Origin of the sequence: Polaromonas sp., from assembly GCF_018780625.1 — a bacterium.
Lineage (GTDB): Bacteria > Pseudomonadota > Gammaproteobacteria > Burkholderiales > Burkholderiaceae_C > Polaromonas.
Genome location: NZ_JADMJK010000065.1, coordinates 1 through 18593, shown reverse-complemented (window position 1 = coordinate 18593; position 18593 = coordinate 1). Strand labels below are relative to the sequence as shown.

At 63.7% G+C, this 18593-nt stretch carries 15 protein-coding genes and 1 pseudogene; 9 read left to right on the top strand and 7 right to left on the bottom strand.

What is annotated here, in order from left to right; all coding sequences use genetic code 11:
• Window positions 1–28: 28 nt before the first annotated feature.
• Together IV091_RS06005 and IV091_RS06000 are read right to left on the bottom strand one after the other, a co-directional pair.
• Window positions 29–547, bottom strand: a complete 519-nt coding sequence (locus tag IV091_RS06005; protein ID WP_293466444.1) for an Hsp20/alpha crystallin family protein — start codon at window positions 545–547, stop codon at window positions 29–31.
• 25 nt (window positions 548–572) lie between these two features.
• Window positions 573–1013 (bottom strand): Hsp20/alpha crystallin family protein, encoded by a 441-nt coding sequence (locus IV091_RS06000; RefSeq protein WP_293466442.1) that lies wholly within the window; start codon window positions 1011–1013, stop codon window positions 573–575.
• 342 nt (window positions 1014–1355) lie between these two features.
• Here IV091_RS06000 and IV091_RS05995 point away from each other — a divergent pair, with 342 nt between their 5' ends.
• Window positions 1356–2021 carry a GDSL-type esterase/lipase family protein gene (locus IV091_RS05995; RefSeq protein ID WP_293466440.1) on the top strand — a complete coding sequence of 222 codons (666 nt, stop codon included), beginning with the start codon at window positions 1356–1358 and terminating at the stop codon, window positions 2019–2021.
• Between the two features lie 22 nt (window positions 2022–2043).
• On the opposite strand, the gene IV091_RS05990 is transcribed toward IV091_RS05995, so the two are convergent.
• The 3 genes from IV091_RS05990 to IV091_RS05980 form a co-directional block, all read right to left on the bottom strand.
• Entirely contained in the window at window positions 2044–2628 is a 585-nt protein-coding gene (locus tag IV091_RS05990; protein WP_293466494.1) for a hemerythrin domain-containing protein, read from the bottom strand.
• A 96-nt stretch (window positions 2629–2724) separates the two neighbouring features.
• Window positions 2725–3531: a ZIP family metal transporter gene (locus tag IV091_RS05985; RefSeq protein ID WP_293466438.1), complete on the bottom strand. Its 807-nt coding sequence runs from the start codon at window positions 3529–3531 to the stop codon at window positions 2725–2727.
• A gap of 182 nt (window positions 3532–3713) precedes the next feature.
• Complete coding sequence (locus tag IV091_RS05980; RefSeq protein WP_293466435.1) at window positions 3714–4625, bottom strand: dienelactone hydrolase family protein; 912 nt, start codon at window positions 4623–4625, stop codon at window positions 3714–3716.
• 109 nt (window positions 4626–4734) lie between these two features.
• Between IV091_RS05980 and IV091_RS05975 the strand changes: the two genes are divergently transcribed.
• The 5 genes and pseudogenes from IV091_RS05975 to IV091_RS05955 all read left to right on the top strand — a co-directional run bounded on the left by IV091_RS05975 (window position 4735) and on the right by IV091_RS05955 (window position 11279).
• Window positions 4735–4992, top strand: coding sequence for a hypothetical protein (locus IV091_RS05975; RefSeq protein ID WP_293466433.1), 258 nt, complete (start codon window positions 4735–4737; stop codon window positions 4990–4992).
• A gap of 162 nt (window positions 4993–5154) precedes the next feature.
• Window positions 5155–5415: pseudogene (locus IV091_RS05970) on the top strand (PilZ domain-containing protein); the annotation flags it as partial.
• A gap of 73 nt (window positions 5416–5488) precedes the next feature.
• The gene (locus tag IV091_RS05965) at window positions 5489–8104 is read left to right on the top strand and encodes a VCBS domain-containing protein (protein WP_293466428.1); all 2616 of its coding nucleotides are present in this window, start codon (window positions 5489–5491) and stop codon (window positions 8102–8104) included.
• Between the two features lie 65 nt (window positions 8105–8169).
• A complete protein-coding gene (locus tag IV091_RS05960; RefSeq protein WP_293466425.1) occupies window positions 8170–9942 on the top strand; it encodes a type I secretion system permease/ATPase in 1773 nt (590 codons plus the stop codon).
• Window positions 9943–9953: 11 nt separating this feature from the next.
• Window positions 9954–11279, top strand: a complete 1326-nt coding sequence (locus IV091_RS05955; RefSeq protein ID WP_293466422.1) for an HlyD family type I secretion periplasmic adaptor subunit — start codon at window positions 9954–9956, stop codon at window positions 11277–11279.
• 554 nt (window positions 11280–11833) lie between these two features.
• On the opposite strand, the gene polA is transcribed toward IV091_RS05955, so the two are convergent.
• On the bottom strand, window positions 11834–14662 hold the full coding sequence (gene polA / locus IV091_RS05950) for a DNA polymerase I (RefSeq protein WP_293466418.1): 2829 nt from the start codon (window positions 14660–14662) through the stop codon (window positions 11834–11836).
• 73 nt (window positions 14663–14735) lie between these two features.
• On the opposite strand from polA, the gene IV091_RS05945 reads away from it, so the two are divergent.
• The 3 genes from IV091_RS05945 to IV091_RS05935 are packed head-to-tail and all read left to right on the top strand — an operon-like array spanning window position 14736 to window position 16884.
• The gene (locus IV091_RS05945; protein ID WP_293466415.1) at window positions 14736–15071 is read left to right on the top strand and encodes a hypothetical protein; all 336 of its coding nucleotides are present in this window, start codon (window positions 14736–14738) and stop codon (window positions 15069–15071) included.
• Between the two features lie 41 nt (window positions 15072–15112).
• Window positions 15113–16087, top strand: a complete 975-nt coding sequence (locus tag IV091_RS05940) for a homoserine kinase (protein ID WP_293466412.1) — start codon at window positions 15113–15115, stop codon at window positions 16085–16087.
• Entirely contained in the window at window positions 16084–16884 is an 801-nt protein-coding gene (locus IV091_RS05935; RefSeq protein WP_293466409.1) for a BPSS1780 family membrane protein, read from the top strand. The genes IV091_RS05940 and IV091_RS05935 overlap by 4 nt, the downstream gene beginning before the upstream one ends.
• A 9-nt stretch (window positions 16885–16893) precedes the next feature.
• Here the strand turns inward: IV091_RS05935 and IV091_RS05930 are convergent.
• A partial coding sequence (locus IV091_RS05930; RefSeq protein ID WP_293466406.1) for a 3'-5' exonuclease occupies window positions 16894–18593 on the bottom strand: 1700 nt, incomplete at its 5' end.

Sequence of the window (18593 nt, the reverse complement as noted above, 5' to 3'; positions counted from 1 at the left end):
CGGGAATGACGGAGCCGGGTTCCAGCCCTCAGCCCACGCGCACCTCGATGCGGCGCGGCTTGGCTTCTTCGGTCTTGGGAATGCGCAGCGTGAGCACGCCGTTGCTGAGCCGGGCGTCGATCTTGCCCGGATCGAGTTCCCGGCTCAGGGTGAAACTGCGGCGGTACTGCGGGGTCTGGACTTCACCGTAGACCAGTTCCATGTTGGCCATCACCGGCACCGAGGCCGTGCCTTCAATCACCAGGCTGTCGCCGGTGACGCGCACGGCCAGCTGCTCCTTTGCAACGCCGGGCATGTCGGCGATCAGCGTCAAGCCCGCTTCGTCTTCATAAATATCCACCGGCGGCACCAGGGTGGCGACGGCTTCCGTGCGCAAGGGCTGGCCGGCGGCAGACATTTCGCGCCCCTCGCCGGCCTGCTCCGAGGTGGTGCCGCCATAGCTGCCGTAACGACCGGCCTGCTCGGCCTGCCCTGGCGGGTTGTCCGGGCCGTTGGGCGTGCGCTGAATGGTGGGGCTGGTTTGTCCTGTTTGCATGTTCTGGTTCATGACATCCTCCTTGAATCAGGTTTATTTAGCTGATGCTGATCTGGCGTGGCCGGGACGCTTCGCGCCGCGCCACGGTCACGCGCAGCATGCCGTCCTTGTAGGCGGCATCAATACGGGCGGGGTCGGCGTCTTCGGGCAGTGAAATCACGCGGCGAAAAGCGCCCTTGAAGCGCTCCTGCGCGTAAGCGGCGGCTTCGCCTGAAGGCGTGTCGTCCTTGCGCTCGCCGGCAATCACCAGCAGGCCGTTGTCGACGGTGACCTGCAGCTCGGCCGGCTCCATGCCGGGGGCCAGCGCCAGCACTTCAATGGCGTCGGGCGTGCTGCCCACATTAATGGCCGGAAACGTGCGGCGCGGCAAGGCGCGCAGGCTGCCGGGGCCGCCCGGGCTGAAGGTCGGCCCATAGCCGCCTTGCAGGCGGTTGAGTTCGGCGAACAGGTCGCCAAAGGGTTCGAATGCTCCGTTCATGAGGTGGTTCTCCTTGTTTTTCGTGGTTGAAAAATCATGAAAAAGGCCTGCAGTCGCAGGGCACTGCCGCCAGGCCGGTGCACCCCGGCATGTGCAAAAAACGTAGTCCGCATGCGCCGCGGCTACCCCTGCAAGCACGGAATTATTGGCACGCCGGCAGATTTCAAGAGGGGTGCGAGGTCAGCGAATGTAAGACCATAAATGCTCATTTATTCATAGCTATTAATGCTTTTCGCATAAGGGCTAGGAACCATTTTTATGCTTTAAATTTAAATTTTCGCCAGCGGGCGGGTACTGGCCGCTGGCTGTTGCACACTACGCGTTTCAACCTCCATCCCGCCCATGCAAAACCACACCCTGCCCCAGTTGCTGCGCCGCCGCTGCCTGCTCTCTGGCCTGAGCGGCGCACTGCTGCTGGCCGCCGGCTGCGCCCCATCCGCGCGGCCCAAGTCACAAACCCTTGCCAAAGAGGCCACGCTGCTGTGCCTGGGCGACTCCCTGACCTTCGGTTACGGCGCAGCCACGGGCGCCAGCTACCCGGCGCGGCTGGAGCAGCTCAGCGGCCATGTCACGCAAAACGCGGGACTGAACGGCGACACGGCTGAAGGCGCGCTGGCGCGTTTGCCAGGACTGCTGCAGGCCAACACGCCAGGCCTGGTGCTGGTGTCCATTGGCGGCAACGATTTTTTGCGCAAGCTGCCGCCCGAGCGCACGCGCGCGGCGCTGATTGAACTGGTCAAAACCGCCCAGGGCAGCGCCCAGGTGGTGCTGATTGCGCAGCCCCAGCCGGTGCTGATGGCTGCGGCCATGGGCGCGCTGAAAGACCACCCGGTCTATGCCGACGTGGCGGGCGACACTGGCGCGCCCCTGTTTGAGGGCGGCTGGTCGTATGTGCTGTCGCGGGCTGAACTGCGTTCAGACCAGATTCACGCCAACGCGCAAGGCTATGGCATGTTTGCCGAGCGCCTTGCCGACTGGCTGAAAAGCCAAAAGCTGGTGGCGGGCTGACGGCTGACGGCGCTACAAACGCTCAGGCGTCGCCCAGGCCAATCGGCGCCGGCGCCCGCATCACGATGCGGGTAAACAGCCGCGCGTATTCCGGGTCTGGCGGGTACTTGCCGGCCAGCGGGTCGCAGTTTTTCTCAAAGGCCGCGTCCAGCTCTTTCCAGTCGGCATCGGTCAGCATTTTTTCGGCTTCTGGCAGGATCACGCTTTCTTCCAGCCGCATGTGCTCCAGATAAAACTCGACATAGCGCTTGCATTGGTCGACAAAGGCGGGGCGGCGCGGCTCGCCCAGCAGTTCCCAGGCCAGCAGCAGGTGCTGCAGTTCGCGCACGGCCTTCTCGCCGCTCATGTGGTCACGCTCGAGCCGCTCCACCGCGTCCATGACCGCAGGCGCGGCCCGCACAATGCGTGGAAACAGCAGGTCGGACTCCTTGGGGTGGTGCAGGCGTTCGGGAAACTCGTCAATATAGAACAGCATGGCGCGCAGCACATCAAAGAACTGCTGCGGGTTGTCACCCGGACCGCGGTCCACCATCAGGGTCATGGAGCGCAGCATGGCGGCCAGGGACGCGTGCTCGTCGCGAATGATTTGCAGGCTGGTGTGTTTGATGGCGGTCTCCTGGTAATTGTTTTGGAAGTGCCTGCAAGGATGCCGCAACCGGACCCGGGCGACCATGACCCACGTCAAATTTTTGGCAGTTAGCGCTCAATGCGAATGGGCGATTGCATTCGTCAGCATCACCAGCGCGATGCCCATGGCCAGCCAGCCAATCTGGGCCGCCGTTTCCCGGGCGCTGGCGCGCTTTTGCAGCTGCGGAATCAAGTCGGCCAGCGCCACATACACAAAGCTGCTGGCGGCCATGACCAGAAAAAACGGCAGGTAGCCATACAGCTGGTCCACCAGCGCGTAGCCCACCATGCCGCCCAGCGCGGTCACGGCGCCGGCCAGCGTCACCTTAAGCACCGCAATGCGCCGGTTGCCGGACGTCTGGCGCAGCACCATCAGGTCGCCCATGTGGTGCGGCACCTCGTGCATCAGCACGGCCAACGCGGCCACCACGCCCAGGCGCAGGTCGGCCATGAAGGCCGATGCAATCAGGATGCCGTCGCCAAAGGCGTGCACGCTGTCGCCGGCCAATATGGCCCAGCCGCCGCTTTTTACGTCATGGCTGTGGGTGTGATGCGCGTGGTGCGCGTGGTCGGCATGGTGCGGGTCTGCGTCGTGCGCGGGCGCGTGGTGTTCATGCCCGTGGTGCCACAGTTCGGCCTTGTCCAGCAGAAAAAAGAACACCAGCCCCGCCAGCAAGGTGGTGAACAAGGCCTGGGCGCTGACCTCGCTCTCAAACGCTTCGGGCAGCAGGTGCAAAAAGGCAGTGGCCAGCAGCGCCCCAGCCGCCAGGCTGAGCATGTGCTGGGTGTAGCGGGCCAGCACGCCAAAGCTCAGCAGCGCCGCCAGCCACACGCTGCCGATGCCGGCGGTCAGGGTTCCCAACAAAATTGCTACTAAAGTCATAGCGTTTTTATACGTTCTTATTGGGCCAGAGCCCTGAATTATTGTTAAAAATCGGCAGCAGCCCTGGCGGCCGTGGCACGGGGAATCACGCCCACATTATCCCGCGTGCAAGGAGACGGCAGCAGACGCCCATGAAAAAGCCGCCTCCCTTGCGGCGAGGCGGCCTTTACTCAAAGAAACCGTTACGCGACGCCGTGGGTCTTGAACCAGGCCAGCGCGCGCTTGAAGCCGTCTTCTGCGGCTTCCTTGCGGTAGCTGGGCCGGTAGTCGGCGTGAAATGCGTGGGGTGCGGACGGGTACAGCACAAACTCCGACGCCCTGGCGGCGGCGTTGCCCGCCTGGCCGGCCTGCGCCAGCGCGTCTTTCATCTGGTTGATGGTGGTGACCGGAATGCCGCCGTCCTGCCCGCCGTAAAGTCCCAGCACCGGCGCCTTCAGCGTCGCTGCCAGTTCCACCGGGTGCTTGGGCGTCAGCGCCGAAGACGTGCCCACCAGGCGGCCGTACCAGGCCACGCCCGCCTTGACGTTCTTGTTGTGCTCGGCATACAGCCAGGTGATGCGGCCACCCCAGCAAAAGCCGGTGATACCAACTTTTTTGGTGTTTCCGCCCTGGGTGCCGGCCCACTTCACCACACCATCGAGGTCCGCCATGACCTGCGCATCCGGCACCTTGGAGACCACCTCGGACATGAGCTTGGCCATTTCGCCGTACTTGCTCGGGTCGCCCTGGCGTGCAAAGAGTTCAGGCGCAATGGCCATGTAGCCGGCCTTGGCAAAGCGGCGGCAGGTGTCGGCGATGTATTCATGCACGCCAAAGATTTCCTGGATCACCAGAATCACCGGCAGGTTGGTTTTTCCGGCCGGGGCGGCGTAAAAAACAGGCACCTTGAAGCCATTGACTTCAACCGTGGCTTCGCCGGTTTTAAGGCCGTCGGCCGAGGTTTTAATAGCCGTTTGGGCCATGATGGGCATGGCGGCAGCCGCATAACCCGCACCCAGCGCAGCCTTCAGGGCCGTGCGGCGGCTGGCGCCGGATTCGGTGCTCTGGCCGGGCAGCAGGGAGTCAAAGTCGTTTTTTTGGTCGTTGTTCAGCATGATTGTGTGGTGAATAGGAGCGGTTGAAGGAAGGGGGAAAACCGGGAGCAAGGAAAACAGGCGCAGTCTATCCGGTCACACAACTTTTTACCAGTACAGGGAAATACCAATGGGTTTTCCCTGCCATGGCGCGTCGGCTTTCTCTGGCGCCCCGGACCGTTTGGAAATTTTCCCTGCCGCCGACCAGATCGTGCCTTCGCGCGCTTTTTCCCAGTTGGGCCGAAAACCGATTGATCTCGTCCACCCGGCCATGCATCTCAAGCCAGACCCATTTGACTTCCGCCACGGGCACTTCAAACACCAGCTCATAGCCAGCGCAGGGCCAAAGGAAATGCCCTTACATCACATCAAATATTCCAACGTGTAAAGACACATCATTGCACTGCGTCCAAGCGCCTACCGGGATATTTGTCCTGGACATCATTGGAATCATTCATGACAAGCTCCTGGAAAAAAAGGGAGACACCGGCCATGCGGGAAACATGCGGCGTGGGCACACTGATGCCATACAGAGTACCGCAGCGAACCCCGTGCGTGCATCGCCCTGCCCTTGCAGTTCGAAAATGGGAGTCAAGGCATGACGCGCGACATCAGCGCATCCGGCCTGTTTTTCGAGACGGATCGCAAGCAGCGGGTGGGCAGCTTGATCGATTTAGAAATCGAATTTGACTGGCTCAGCGGGCGGATGAAGTTCAAGGCGCAATGCGAGATCGTCCGCATTGAACCCAGGGGCGACAAGACCGGCGCGGCGCTCAAGTTCCTGGTCTCGCGGCTGGCGCCGGTGGAGTGAAGGTTTCGGGAGGCGGGTGGCCGTGAGGCGGCTCTTTTTTAATGGTTTGTTAACTGTCTATAGGAAAGCAATCATGGCGATCAACACCACATCTTCGACCAACACGCCGCAGGCCGGCGATGACACCTACTCGACCGTCGAAGATTATCTGACCGGTGGAGGTGTTCTGCTCCTGGATGTGATGAACAACGACCTCGGCGGCAAAGCCAAGACACTTTGGTCGATCGACGATGGGGCTGGCAACCCTATCAATCAGGAAAATTTGTTGGGCTCCGACATCGGCGACGGTTGGGAAACGACTGCAAACGGCAACCTGATTCGTATTTTTAATGGTCAGATCGAATACAGGTTAGGTGAGTCGGAAGCCGCCATCAATGCAGTCAATGCGCTAGCCGAGGGTGAAGTCATGAACGACACCTTCACGTACGCCATCCGGCTCGCCAACGGTACCCTCAGCTTTGCCACCGTGCACGTCAATATCGTGGGCAGCAACGACATCGCCACGATATCCGCCAACTCAGACTACGGCGTCAAGGAAGCCGGCGGTGTGGCCAATGACGCGCTGGGCGATCCTTCCGCCAGTGGTACGGTGACGGTTCATGATCTGGATGCGGGGCAGAACGTGTTCCAGGCGGTGGCTCCGGCAAGCCTGGTCGGCACCTATGGCAGTTTCACCTTTAACCAAACGAGCGGCGAGTGGGTATACACCCTCAACCAAAGCAAGGCAGACAGTCTGACCGAGGGGCAGAATGTCACCGACAGCCTGACGGTAACATCGTTTGATGGGACAGCCAATCACACTATCACGGTCAACATCACCGGCAGCAACGACAACGCCTCGATCTCGGTGACCGAGGGCGGCGACTATGCCGTGGTCGAAGCCGGCGGGGTAGCCAACGGCACGCTGGGTGATCCGAGCGCCGCGGGCGATCTGGATGTAAGCGACGTGGATGCGGGGCAAGCGGTGTTTGCAGCCCCAGCCAGTCTCTCCGGCACTTACGGCGACTTCACTTTTGTTGCCGCGACGGGCGCATGGACCTACACGCTGGACAACGATCGTGCGGCTACCCAGGCGCTCAATGGGAGCGCTCCGGCGACCGACACGCTGACGGTTAATTCCCTTGACGGCACGGCAAGCCGAACGATTACCGTGAACGTCGCTGGCACCAACGATGCGCCAGTGGTCACATCGAGTGCCGTCGGTAGCGTGAACGAGAACACGGCCACCAGCACTGTGGTGTACGCGGCGACGGCGAGCGATGCGGATGCGGGCGACAGCGTCACCTGGAGCCTGTCGGGCACTGATGCGACGGCCTTTAACATCGATGCATCCGGCAACGTGAGGCTGAACGCCTCGGCCGACTTCGAAGCCAAGTCCAGCTACAGCTTCAACGTCGTGGCCACCGATGGCGGCACACCGGCCCTGAGCGACACCCACGCGGTGACGGTCAGCGTCAACGACGTCAACGAAGCGCCGACGGCGGTGGTGCTGAGCAACACGACTACCGACATTGACGAGAACACCAACACGGCGACCCACACCAAGGTGGCCAACATTACGATCACCGACGACGCGCTGGGGACGAACGTCCTGTCGCTGTCCGGCACGGACGCGGCAAGCTTCGAGATTGTGGGCAATGAGCTGTTCCTGAAGGCCGGCGTCACGCTGGACTTCGAAAGCCAGGCCAGCTACGCGGTCAACGTGGGTGTCAATGACGCCGGCGTCGGCGTCGACCCGGATGCGACCCAGAGCTTCACGCTCAGTGTCAACGATCTCATTGAGAACCATGCGCCGACGATCGATGGCCAGTCGTTTACGGTCAGAGAGCACTTGATCAACTCGGCCGTCAATGGGTTTGAAATAAGTCCCACGCTAAACGTCGTGGCCAGTGACGCAGACGCAGACACATTGACATACAGCTTGATTTCCGACAATTCAGGCGGTGCATTCGCTCTAAGCACGAGTGGCCAGCTGACCGTGGGCGACCTCTCTCTGGTGGACTATGAGGGTGCGCCGGGTTTGGATGGAGGTGGCAGCTACTACTCCGTGCAGGTTTCCGTTTCGGACGGCCAAGTGTCGTCGCCGAATGCCACGATAAAAGTCTATGTTACGGACGTCACCGCGACGACGGTTAGTGCCGGCAACAACATCTACGACGGAGGCAACGCCGGAGAAACCGTCAACGCACTGAGCGGAAGTGACATCGTTTTCGGCGATGGTGGAAACGACACCATTACTGGCGATGGAGGCTCCCAAGGAACCCCGCGGGCGGATACGCTGTACGGTGGCAGCGGGGATGACGTGCTCAACGGCAAGGAGGTCGGAGATACGTTGGTCGGCGGGGCGGGATCCGATACGTTTGTTTTCAACACAAGCTTGACCACGGCAGGCATCGACACGATCACCGACTTTGTGTCCGGCACCGACAAGATCCACCTCGAAAACACCGGCACAGGCTTGTTCAACGCCTTGCTCACGACCGGCATCTTGAGTGCAGGCGCCCTGGACATCGTCGGCGCCGGGGCAGCAGCCGATGGCACTACCCGGATCATCTATGACCCCGCCACCGGATCGCTGTCCTATGACGCAGATGGCACGGGTGTGGCCAGTGCTGCCGTACAGTTTGCAACGCTCGGAACGACGACGCATCCCGGCACGGTGGTGAACACCGACTTCGTCGTGATCTAGTGACTTCCTACCGCCCGCCTCGCAGAAGCGGGCGGTAGCTTTGGGTAACCAGGTTTTACTACGCCATGAAGCCACTCCTCCAACTCCTGCGCCGCCCGCTGCTCCACGTCGCAGGCCTGTCCTTCTTCGTCAACCTGCTGCTGCTCGTTCCCGCCCTCTTCATGCTGCAGGTGTTCGACCGGGTGCTGGCCAGCCAGAGCGGCGAGACGCTGCTGGTGCTGCTGATCGGTTCCGGCGTGGCCATGGTGCTGCTGCTGGCGCTTGACTACCTGCGTGCCCGACTGCAGGGCGTGGCCGGCAACATCGTGGCCGAGTCGCTGTCGCCGGCGGTGACCAAGATCGTCATCGCGCAGGGCGCACGGCGCAGCGGGCGCGGCAGTTCGGAGGGCCTGCGCGACGTTGGCGCGCTGCGCGCGCTGTTCTCGACCCAGGGCCTGCTGGCGCTGTTTGACGCGCCGTGGGTGATTGTCTACGTGGCGGTGATCTGGCTCGCGCACCCGGTGCTCGGCATGACGGCGGCTGCGGCGGCGCTGCTGATGCTGGCGCTGGCGCTGATCAATGACTTCATCACGCGCCGCGAGATCGAGGCTTTGCAGCGGGCCGCGGCCGGCACCACGCGCTACCTCGAAGCCTCGTTGCAGAACGCCGAAGTGGCGCAGACGCTGGGCATGACCGATGCGCTGATCGCGCGCTGGCGGCAGAAGAACGCCGAGGTCACGGCTTTGCAGCAACCGACCGCGACCAAGACGGTGGCGATGGCGGCGCTGACGCGCACGTTGCGCCAAGCGGTGCAGATGGTGATGCTGGCGATGGGTGCCTGGCTGGTCATCAGCGCGCAGGCCACGCCGGGGGTGATGATTGCGTGCACCATCTTGTTGGGCCGCGCGCTGGCGCCGGTCGAGCTGGTGGTCGGCAGTTGGAAGGTACTGGCCGAGGGCCGCGCGGCGTTCCGACGCCTGAGCGAGATGCTCGACGCCGCAGCAGCGGAGCCGGCCCGCATGGCGCTGCCGGCTCCGCATGGACAGCTGCTGGCGCAAAACCTGATGTTCCGCGCGCCGCAGGGCGAACGCATGCTGCTGACCGGCGTGTCGCTACAGCTCGATGCGGGCGAGTCGCTGGCCATCATCGGCGCCAGCGGTGCCGGCAAGTCGACGCTGGTGCGGCTGCTGACGGGGGTATGGAAACCGACCGCCGGCACGGTGCGACTGGACCAGGCTGACCTGACGCAGTGGCCGCGCGAAGACCTGGGCCCGTGGCTGGGCTACGTGCCGCAGGACGTGGAGCTGTTCCCCGGCACGGTGGCCGAGAATATCGCGCGGCTCGGCGCGGTGGATTCGGCGCAGGCGGTCAAGGCCGCGCAGCGCGCCCATGTCCATGAGCTGATCCTGGCGCTGCCCGAGGGCTACGACACGATGGTCGACCTGCACAGCGCCGTCATCTCGCCCGGGCAGCGCCAGCGCATTGCACTGGCGCGCGCGCTGTATGGCGACCCCAAGCTGCTGATCCTCGACGAGCCCAATTCGAACCTGGACGGGGCCGGCGAACTGGCGCTGGCCGAAACGCTGCGCTCGCTGCGCGGACAGGCGACGGTGGTGGTGGTGACGCACCGCGCCACGCTGATCCAGCATGTCGACAAGATGCTGGTGCTCGACGCCGGCAAGGTGCAGCACTATGGGCCGAGCGCCGAGGTGATGAAGGCGATGCAGCAGAAGAGCCAGCCGGCCGTACCCCCCGCCGGCGGCGGTGCCCAGGTGGTGGCGATGCCGCGCGCGCCCCATGCGCCGCACGCGGCCGGCAATGACGATGCGCTGAATCTTCGCGCGGAGAAGGCGTCATGAGCGCCGCCGTGATGTCGCCCCTCGATCCGCAGGCCCCGCTTGAGCAGCACCTGCTCGAAGCGCGCAACTTGGCGCGCCGCGCCGCCGCAGTGCTGCTGCTGGGCGTTGTTCCGGTGGCGGCGTGGATGGCGTTGGCACCCTTGTCGGCGGCGGTGGTGGCGAGTTCGTTTGTCAAGGTCGATCTGGATCGCCGCGTGGTGCAGCATGCCGAGGGCGGCACCGTGCGCGAGGTGATGGTGCGTGACGGCCAGCAAGTGGCGCAGGGCGAGACGCTACTGGTGCTCGGCGACGTGTCGGTTGACGCCGACCTGAACCGGCTCAACTACCGCGTGATGGCGGAGCGCGCCAGCCTGGCGCGGCTCGAGGCCGAGCAACTGTCGGCCCGGGCCGTGGATTTTCCGGCCGATGTGGTCGACGCGGCCCGCGCCGATTCGCGTCTGGCCGAGCAGATGACGAAGGAGCGCGCACTGTTCAGTGCCCGGCGCGACGCGCTCGTCGGCCAGTCGGTGCTGCTGCGTCAGCAACAGGCCAAGGTGGCACAGGAGGCGACTGCGCTGCGCGCGCAGATCGCCTCGGCGACCGACTCGCTGAAGCACCAGCGCGCCGAGCTGGAGACGAACCGCAACCTGCTCAAAGACGGCTTTATCTCCGCGACACGGATCTCGCAGCTCGAGGCCACGGTGGCGGACTATGGCGTCAAGCTGGAGGAGAAGCGCTCCGAGCTGGCGCGCGCCGAGCAACGCCTGGTCGACGCCGACCTGCGCATCAAGGGGCTTGAGGGCGACTACCGGCAGCAGGCCAGCGACCAACTGAAGGTGAGTTCCGCGCGCCTGACCGAAATCGAGCAGGAGCAGCGCAAAACCACCGACGCGTCGAGCCGGCAGGTGATCGTGGCGCCGGTGGCCGGCGACGTGATCAACCTGAAGTTCACCACGCCGGGCAGCATGGTCTCGCCGCGCGAACCGATAGCCGACATCGTGCCGAGCAATCCGCGCCTGGTGGTGGAGGCACGCATCCGCACCGAGGACGTGGCGCGCGTGCATCAGGGTCAGGCCGCCGAGATCCGTTTTACCGCGTTCAAGTACCGCACCACCAGGCTGGTCGAAGGCAAGGTGTTCTACCTGGCGGCCGACCGCACGGTCGACCGGACCACCAACCAGGCCTATTACGTGGCGCTGATCGAGGCCGACGCTGCCTCGCTGGCGCAGGCCGGCGACGTCAAACTGCAGGCCGGCATGCCGGCCGAGGTGTTCATCAAAGGCGAGGCACGCACGCCGCTGCAGTACCTGGCCGAGCCGGTGACGCAGGTGCTGCGACGCGCCGGGCGCGAACGCTAAACCGTACAGAGGTGAGCATGGAGCAGGGCTTGCATGCACGCGGCGTCCATCCTGCCGGGGGGCGCGCTCGCCGGTGGGCCTAGCCATGAGAAGTTGGCGTGGTCAGGTGTCGGCGGGACGGGCAGCGAGTGAAAGAAGGCGATGAACTGGTGGTGTTGAACGAAGCGCAATCCAGGTCGGCGCAGAACGCCACCCAGACCCAGCGGTGGTGACAGCGAGCAGGCAACAGTCGCAAACTCAACCGCTGCATACCCGCCCCCCGGCTGTGGCCAACGCGTATATCAACTCGTCAACCTGGCGCACTTACTTGACCGGCAAGCAACGCGGGTGTGTGATCTCCAAGATCGCAGAGCAGCATGGAAAGAACTCAGCATACGGACCGAAGGGTGGGCCGTACGAAGCCCATGCGATTCAACAGGCCGTTGGTTCTTTCGCCGGCTCTTGCCCGGCATAGCCGCACAAGCAGTTCGCAACCACGCACCGGCACCGGCACCGGCGCCGGCGCTGGCGAGTCAAGGGTGCAAGTTATTCATGAGCAGGCCCTCAGGGCCGGTTCAGTGCGCCTTCTCCCAATTGGCACCAAAGCCGATCTCGGCCAGCAGCGGCACCTTGAGGCTGGCGACGCCAGCCATCAGGCGCGGAATCTCCAGCCGGACCCAGTCGACTTCTGACGCGGGCACTTCAAACACCAGCTCGTCATGCACCTGCATGATCATTTTGGTCCCCCGCTTTTCATCGTCCAGCACCTGCTGCACCTTGTTCATGCTGAGCTTGATCAGGTCGGCCGCCGTGCCCTGCATGGGCGCGTTGATGGCGGCGCGCTCGGCACCGGCGCGGCGCGGGCCGTTGGGCGAGTTGATCTCGGGCAGGTACAGGCGCCGGCCGAACACGGTTTCGACATAGCCCTGGCTTTTGGCCAGCATGCGGGTTTCGTCCATGTAGTTCTTGACGCCGGGGTAGCGCTGAAAGTAGCGGTCGATGTAGGCGGCGGCGGCCTTGGTTTCAATGCCCAGGTTCTTGGCCAGGCCAAAGCTGCTCATGCCGTAGATCAGGCCAAAGTTGATCACCTTGGCGTAGCGGCGCTGCTCGCTGCTGACCTGGGTCACGTCCACGCCAAAAACCTCGGCGGCCGTGGCGCGGTGCACGTCCATGCCGTCGGTGAAGGCGCGCAGCAAGGCCTCGTCTTCGCTGATATGGGCCATGATGCGCAACTCGATCTGCGAGTAGTCGGCGCTGGCAATCACGCTGCCGGCAGGTGCCACAAAGGCTTCGCGCACGCGCCGGCCTTCGGCGGTCTTGACCGGGATGTTCTGCAAGTTGGGGTCGTTGCTCGACAGCCGGCCGGTGATGGCGATGGCCTGCGCGTAATGCGTGTGGACCCGGCCCGTCCTGGGGTGTGCCAGCTGGGCCAGCTTGTCGGTGTAGGTGCCCTTGAGCTTGGACAGGCCCCGGTGCTCCAGGATTCGGGCCGGCAGCGGGTAGTCTTCGGCCAGCTTTTCAAGCACTTCCTCGTCGGTGCTGCGCGCGCCGCTGGGCGTTTTCTTGACCACCTTCATGCCGAGCTTGTCAAAAAATATCTCGGCCAACTGCTTGGGACTGCCCAGATTGAAGGGCTGGCCGGCAATCTCATAGGCTTCGGTTTCGAGTTGCACGATGCGCGCGCCCAGCTCGCCGCTTTGCCTGGCCAGCGTGGGCGCGTCAATCAGCACGCCGTTGCGCTCGATGCGGTACAGGGTTTCGCTGCTGTGCATTTCCAGCTGGTAAATAAAGCACAGCTTGTCATTGGCCTCGATCTGCGGCCACAGCACGCGGTGCACGTCCAGCGTCTGGTCGGAGTCTTCGCACGAATACTCGGACGCCTTGGCAACATCGACCTGGTTGAACTTGATCTGGTGCACGCCCTTGCCGCACAGGTCTTCGTAGTTGATGCCGCTGCGCCCCAGGTGCCGCTCGGCCAGGCTGGCCAGCCCGTGCGGCTTGTGCGCTTCGAGCACATAACTTTGCAGCATGGTGTCGTGGGCATAGCCCTGCACTTGCACGCCGTGGTTGGCAAACACATGGCGGTCGTACTTCACATGCTGGCCCAGCTTGGACCTGGCCGGGTTTTCAAGCCAAGGCTTGAGCCTGGCCAGCACCGCAACGAGCGGCAGTTGCGCGGGCGCGTCGGGGTAGTCGTGCGTCAGGGGAATATAGGCCGCTTCGCCGGGCGTGACGCTAAAGCTCAGGCCCACGATCCGGGCCTGCATTTCGTCGAGCGAGGTGGTTTCGGTGTCAACCGCGACCAGCTCGGCGGCTTCGATTCTGGCCAGCCAGGGCGTAAACGCTTCCCACGTCAGAATCGTGTCGTAGCTCAGGTTGGTGGCGCGTTGCTCAAGCGGCGTGTCCAGAAATGCGGGCCCGTCAAACAGGCCGGGCTCGTTGGGCGAGGCTGCCTTTTTGGCTCTGGCAGCAGGCTGGCGGCCCTCGGGGCTGGCAAGCCGTTCGGGCGGCGCGCTTTCGGTGTCGATTTGTTTGACCAGCCCCTTGAAGCCATACTTTTCATAAAAGTCCTTCAAGGCCTCGGTTTGCTGGCCGCCAATGGCCAGGGATTCCAGGGCGGGCAGGCCGTCGATGTAGCCGTCCAGTTCGCAGTCCTTCTTGATCGTCACCAGCGCCCGCCCTTTGGGCAGCCAGTCCAGGGCCTGGCGCAGGTTTTCGCCCACCACCCCCTTGATCTCGCCGGCTCTGGCCACCAGCGCATCGAGCGAGCCGTATTCAATCAGCCACTTCACCGCCGTTTTGGGCCCCACCTTGGGCACGCCGGGCACGTTGTCCACCGTGTCGCCGACCAGGGTCTGGTAGTCGACCATCAGGCGCGGCGGCACGCCGAATTCGGCCTCGACGCCGGCCAGGTCGCGGCGGCGGTCGTTCATGGTGTCAATCACGGTGATGTGTTCGTCGACCAGCTGGCTCAAGTCCTTGTCGCCACTGGAAATGATGACCTCGATGGCCTGGCGCGAGCCGATGCAGGCCAGGGTGCCAATCACGTCGTCGGCTTCCACGCCGGGCACGGCCAGCACTTTCCAGCCCAGCAGGCGCACCACCTCGTGAATCGGCTCGACCTGGCTGCGCAGATCGTCGGGCATGGCCGAGCGCTGGGCCTTGTACTCGGGGTAGAGCGCGTCGCGAAAGGTCGGGCCCTTGGCGTCAAACACGCACACCGCGTAGTCGGCGCGCACATCCTTGCGCAGCTTTTGCATCATGTTGATCATGCCGCGAATGGCGCCCGTGGCCGGACTGTCGGGGTCGCCGGGCTTGACGCGCAGATCGGGCATGGCGTGAAAGGCGCGGTACAGGTAGCTGGAACCATCGACCAGCAGGAGTGTTTTTTTGTCAGAGCTCATAGCGCCAGATTGTCGGGGATATTGCAGCAACGGGCGACAAGCCCGGGCGGACCGGCCAGCCTACAATGCAGGCATGAAAAACGCCCTTCGCCTTCCCTTTTTCGCGGCTCTCGCCCTGCTGCCGCTGGCTGCAGCCATGGCGCAGACGCCTGCCCCGGCTGCAGTGCCCGCAGCCACTGAAAAAGCCGGGCGTCCAGACCGGGCGATCCAGCGCATCCACACCGAAGACGCGGGCTCGCGCATTGATGAGTTGCGGGTAGGCGGCGAAACCCAGCAAATTGTGGTGCAACCCAAAGCCGCCGTGCCGGCTTACGAAGTCAAGCCGGCAGAAGGCGCCCGGGGTACGGCGCCTGCGGCGTCCAGCGGCGACACCAATGGGTCGCGCGTCTGGAATGTGCTGAAGTTTTAAGTTTCAGCTTTTTTTATCTAGTTCAGGGTTCAGTTTCAGGCATGGCCGTATTTACCGAAGTCTCGTTTGACGAGGCTGCAGCGTTCTTGAACGCCTTGAAGTTGGGGCAACTGCAGAGCATCAAAGGCGCTGCAGGCGGCATTGAAAACACCAACTATTTTGTAGACACCACGCAGGGCCAGTACGTGCTGACGCTGTTTGAGCGCCTGACGTTCGAGCAGTTGCCGTTTTACCTGCACCTGATGAAGCACCTGGCGGCCAGCGGGATTCCCGTGCCCGACCCGGCCGCAAATGCCAAGGGCGTGATCGTGCACCGCCTGAAGGGCAAGCCCGCCGCCGTCGTCAACAAGCTGCGCGGCCAGAGCGAGTTGGCGCCCACGGCCGACCACTGCGCGCAAGTGGGCGAGATGCTGGCCCGCATGCACCTGGCCGGGCTGGACTACCCCCGGCACCAGCCCAACCTGCGCGGGCTGGACTGGTGGAACGAGACCGTACCGGTGGTGCTGCCGCATCTGACGCCGGCGCAGCGCAGCCTGATTCTGGGCGAGCTGGCCTACCAGAACCATATCGCGGCGTCTTCAGGCTACGCCAGCCTGCCGCGCGGCCCCATACACGCCGACCTGTTTCGCGACAACGTGATGTTTGACCACGGCACGCTGAGCGGCTTTTTTGACTTTTACTTTGCCGGCTGCGACGCCTTTTTGTTTGACATTGGCGTTTGCCTCAACGACTGGTGCATTGACCTGCCAAGTGGGGCGCAGGACGCCGCGCGTGCCGACGCCTTCCTGGCCGCCTACCAGCGCGTGCGCGCCCTCACGGCGCAAGAGCGCACCCTGTTGCCGGCCCTGCAGCGCGCGGCGGCGCTGCGCTTCTGGATTTCACGGCTGTGGGACTTTCATCTGCCGCGCGAAGCGGCCGTGCTCCAGGCCCACGATCCCGGCCATTTTGAGCGTGTGCTGCGGGCGCTTTTACTACCCGCCGGCCACCTGTCACACCCCGTCTGCGGAACCCCATGAAACTCAATATTGTTCCCGCCCGCACCGGGCTGACCTGGGTCAAACTGGGCATCAGCACCTTCATCAAGCAGCCGCTGGCGCTGTCGGGCCTGTTTTTCATGTTCATGGCCCTGCTCTCGGTGGCGACCATGGTGCCTTTTATCGGTGCCGCGCTGGCGCTGGCCCTGCTGCCGGCCGCCACGCTGGGCCTGATGGCGGCGACGCAGGAGGCCGCCAAGGGAAACTTTCCGATGCCCTCGATTTTGATCAGCGCCTTTCGCGCGGGCCGGCAGCAAATGCGGGCCATGCTGGTACTGGGCGCGCTGTATGCCCTGGGCTTTTTGATGCTGATGGCCGTGTCGGCCCTGTTTGACGGTGGGCAGTTTGCCCGGCTCTACCTGGTGGGCGGCAAGATCACCGAGGAGCTGGTGCTGCAAGGCGACTTTCAAGTGGCCATGTGGGTGGCCATGGGCTTGTACCTGCCGCTGTCGGTGCTGTTCTGGCATGCGCCTGCGCTGGTGCACTGGCACGGGGTGTCGCCGGTCAAAAGCCTGTTTTTCAGCTTCATGGCCTGCTACAAGAACTTTGGCGCGATGACCGTTTTCGGGCTGGCCTGGACTGGCGTTTTCGTGCTGGCGGCCGTGGCGGTGGCGCTGATTGCGAGCCTGGCAGGCAACCCGATGCTGGCCAACGTGGCCATGTTTCCGGTCGCACTGGTGATTGTGGCGATGTTTTTCACCTCGATTTACTTCACGTTTCGGGACAGTTTTGAAGCCACGCCTGAAGACGCCCCGGCAAGCGCCGATGACGCATCCTGAGCTTGCCGCCTAAACGATCGTGAGCTTGGCCACGCTCAAGGCCAGCCACTTCACGCCGTGCCGCGTGAAATTGATCTGAGCCCGGGCATCGTCTCCGCTGCCTTCGAGCATCAGCACCTTGCCCTCGCCAAACTTGGCGTGAAACACCTGCATGCCGGTTTTGAGGCCATGGGACGGCGCGCTGCGCTGCGGGGGCACAGGCGAAGCCGCTGTTTTCGAAGAAAAAAGGCTACTAGCCCAATCACCACGCGTGCTACCAGCTCCTGAATCAGTAGCACCCCGCCAGCCGCCTGCAGCGCCTGCACTACCCGGTCCGGCTGCAAATCCCTGGTTCCTGGGCGTGATCCATTTAAGCGCCGACTCTGGCAGCTCGTCAAAAAACCGGCTTTTCAGGTTGTAGCGCGTCTGGCCGTGCAGCATGCGCGTTTGCGAGTAGCTCAGGTACAGCCGCTTGCGCGCCCGCGTGATCGCCACGTACATCAGCCGGCGTTCTTCTTCCAGGCCTTCCACGTCGTTCATGGCGTTTTCATGCGGGAACAGGCTGTCTTCCAGACCGGTGATGAACACGCAGTCAAACTCCAGCCCTTTGGAGGAATGCACGGTCATCAGTTGCACCGCGTCTTGCCCGGCCTGCGCCTGGTTGTCGCCCGACTCCAGCGCCGCATGCGTGAGAAAAGCCGCCAGCGGCGACAGTGTTTCCCCGGTTTCGGCATCGGGCGCCAAAAACTCAGGCAGCAGCGCATCGGCTGCAGGGTCCAGCCCCTGGCTGGCGGGCGACTGGCTGAGGTTCAGGCGCGCGCCCAGTTCATCGACCGGCAGCGCCACGGCGTCGCGGCCAAACCCTTCCTGGCTTACAAATGACTCGGCGGCGTTGACCAGTTCGGCCAGATTCTCCAGCCGGTCCTGGCCTTCCTTTTCGAGCTTGTAATGCGCTTCAAGCCCGCTGTGCGCCAGTACCAGCCCAATGATTTCACGCAGGCTCATGCCCGTGGTCTGCTCGCGCAGCACATCGAGCTTGGCGACAAAGGCGCCCAGGTTGGCGCCGGCCTTGCCAGGCACGGCGCTGACGCCGTCGTGCAAGGAGCAACCCGAGGCGCGCGCGATATCCTGCAGCTGCTCGATGCTGCGCGCACCGATTCCGCGCGGCGGAAAGTTGACCACGCGCATAAAGCTGGTGTCGTCATGCGGGTTCTCAAGCAGGCGCAAATAGGCCAGCGCGTGCTTGATCTCGGCGCGCTCGAAAAAGCGCAGGCCGCCATAGACGCGGTAAGGCACACCGGCGTTGAACAGCGCGGTTTCCATGACCCGGCTTTGCGCATTGCTGCGGTAGAGCAGCGCAATTTCCTTGCGCTCGCTGCCGTCCCGCACCAGCTGCTTGACCTCGTCGACAAACCACTGCGCTTCGGCAAAATCGCTGGTCGACTCATAAACCCGGACCGGCTCGCCGGGTCCGGCGTCGGTGCTCAGGGTTTTGCCGAGCCGCTTGCTGTTGTGGCTGATCAGCTCGTTGGCCGAATCCAGGATGTTGCCGAAACTGCGGTAATTGCGCTCCAGCTTGATCTGGTGCGTGACATGAAACTCGCGCACGAAGTCGGCCATGTTGCCCACACGGGCGCCGCGAAAGGCGTAAATGCTCTGGTCGTCGTCCCCCACAGCCACCACCGAGCCGCCGGGCATGGACGGCACGGCATCATCGCCCTGCCCGGCCA

What these genes read in the sequence shown, in the direction of transcription:
- IV091_RS06005 (WP_293466444.1), bottom strand. Translation starts at nt 547, where the DNA reads ATGAACCAGAACATGCAAACAGGACAAACCAGCCCCACCATTCAGCGC.
- IV091_RS06000 (WP_293466442.1), bottom strand. Translation starts at nt 1,013, where the DNA reads ATGAACGGAGCATTCGAACCCTTTGGCGACCTGTTCGCCGAACTCAAC.
- IV091_RS05995 (WP_293466440.1), top strand. Translation starts at nt 1,356, where the DNA reads ATGCAAAACCACACCCTGCCCCAGTTGCTGCGCCGCCGCTGCCTGCTC.
- IV091_RS05985 (WP_293466438.1), bottom strand. Translation starts at nt 3,531, where the DNA reads ATGACTTTAGTAGCAATTTTGTTGGGAACCCTGACCGCCGGCATCGGC.
- IV091_RS05980 (WP_293466435.1), bottom strand. Translation starts at nt 4,625, where the DNA reads ATGCTGAACAACGACCAAAAAAACGACTTTGACTCCCTGCTGCCCGGC.
- IV091_RS05975 (WP_293466433.1), top strand. Translation starts at nt 4,735, where the DNA reads ATGGGTTTTCCCTGCCATGGCGCGTCGGCTTTCTCTGGCGCCCCGGAC.
- IV091_RS05965 (WP_293466428.1), top strand. Translation starts at nt 5,489, where the DNA reads ATGGCGATCAACACCACATCTTCGACCAACACGCCGCAGGCCGGCGAT.
- IV091_RS05960 (WP_293466425.1), top strand. Translation starts at nt 8,170, where the DNA reads ATGAAGCCACTCCTCCAACTCCTGCGCCGCCCGCTGCTCCACGTCGCA.
- IV091_RS05955 (WP_293466422.1), top strand. Translation starts at nt 9,954, where the DNA reads ATGTCGCCCCTCGATCCGCAGGCCCCGCTTGAGCAGCACCTGCTCGAA.
- polA (WP_293466418.1), bottom strand. Translation starts at nt 14,662, where the DNA reads ATGAGCTCTGACAAAAAAACACTCCTGCTGGTCGATGGTTCCAGCTAC.
- IV091_RS05945 (WP_293466415.1), top strand. Translation starts at nt 14,736, where the DNA reads ATGAAAAACGCCCTTCGCCTTCCCTTTTTCGCGGCTCTCGCCCTGCTG.
- IV091_RS05940 (WP_293466412.1), top strand. Translation starts at nt 15,113, where the DNA reads ATGGCCGTATTTACCGAAGTCTCGTTTGACGAGGCTGCAGCGTTCTTG.
- IV091_RS05935 (WP_293466409.1), top strand. Translation starts at nt 16,084, where the DNA reads ATGAAACTCAATATTGTTCCCGCCCGCACCGGGCTGACCTGGGTCAAA.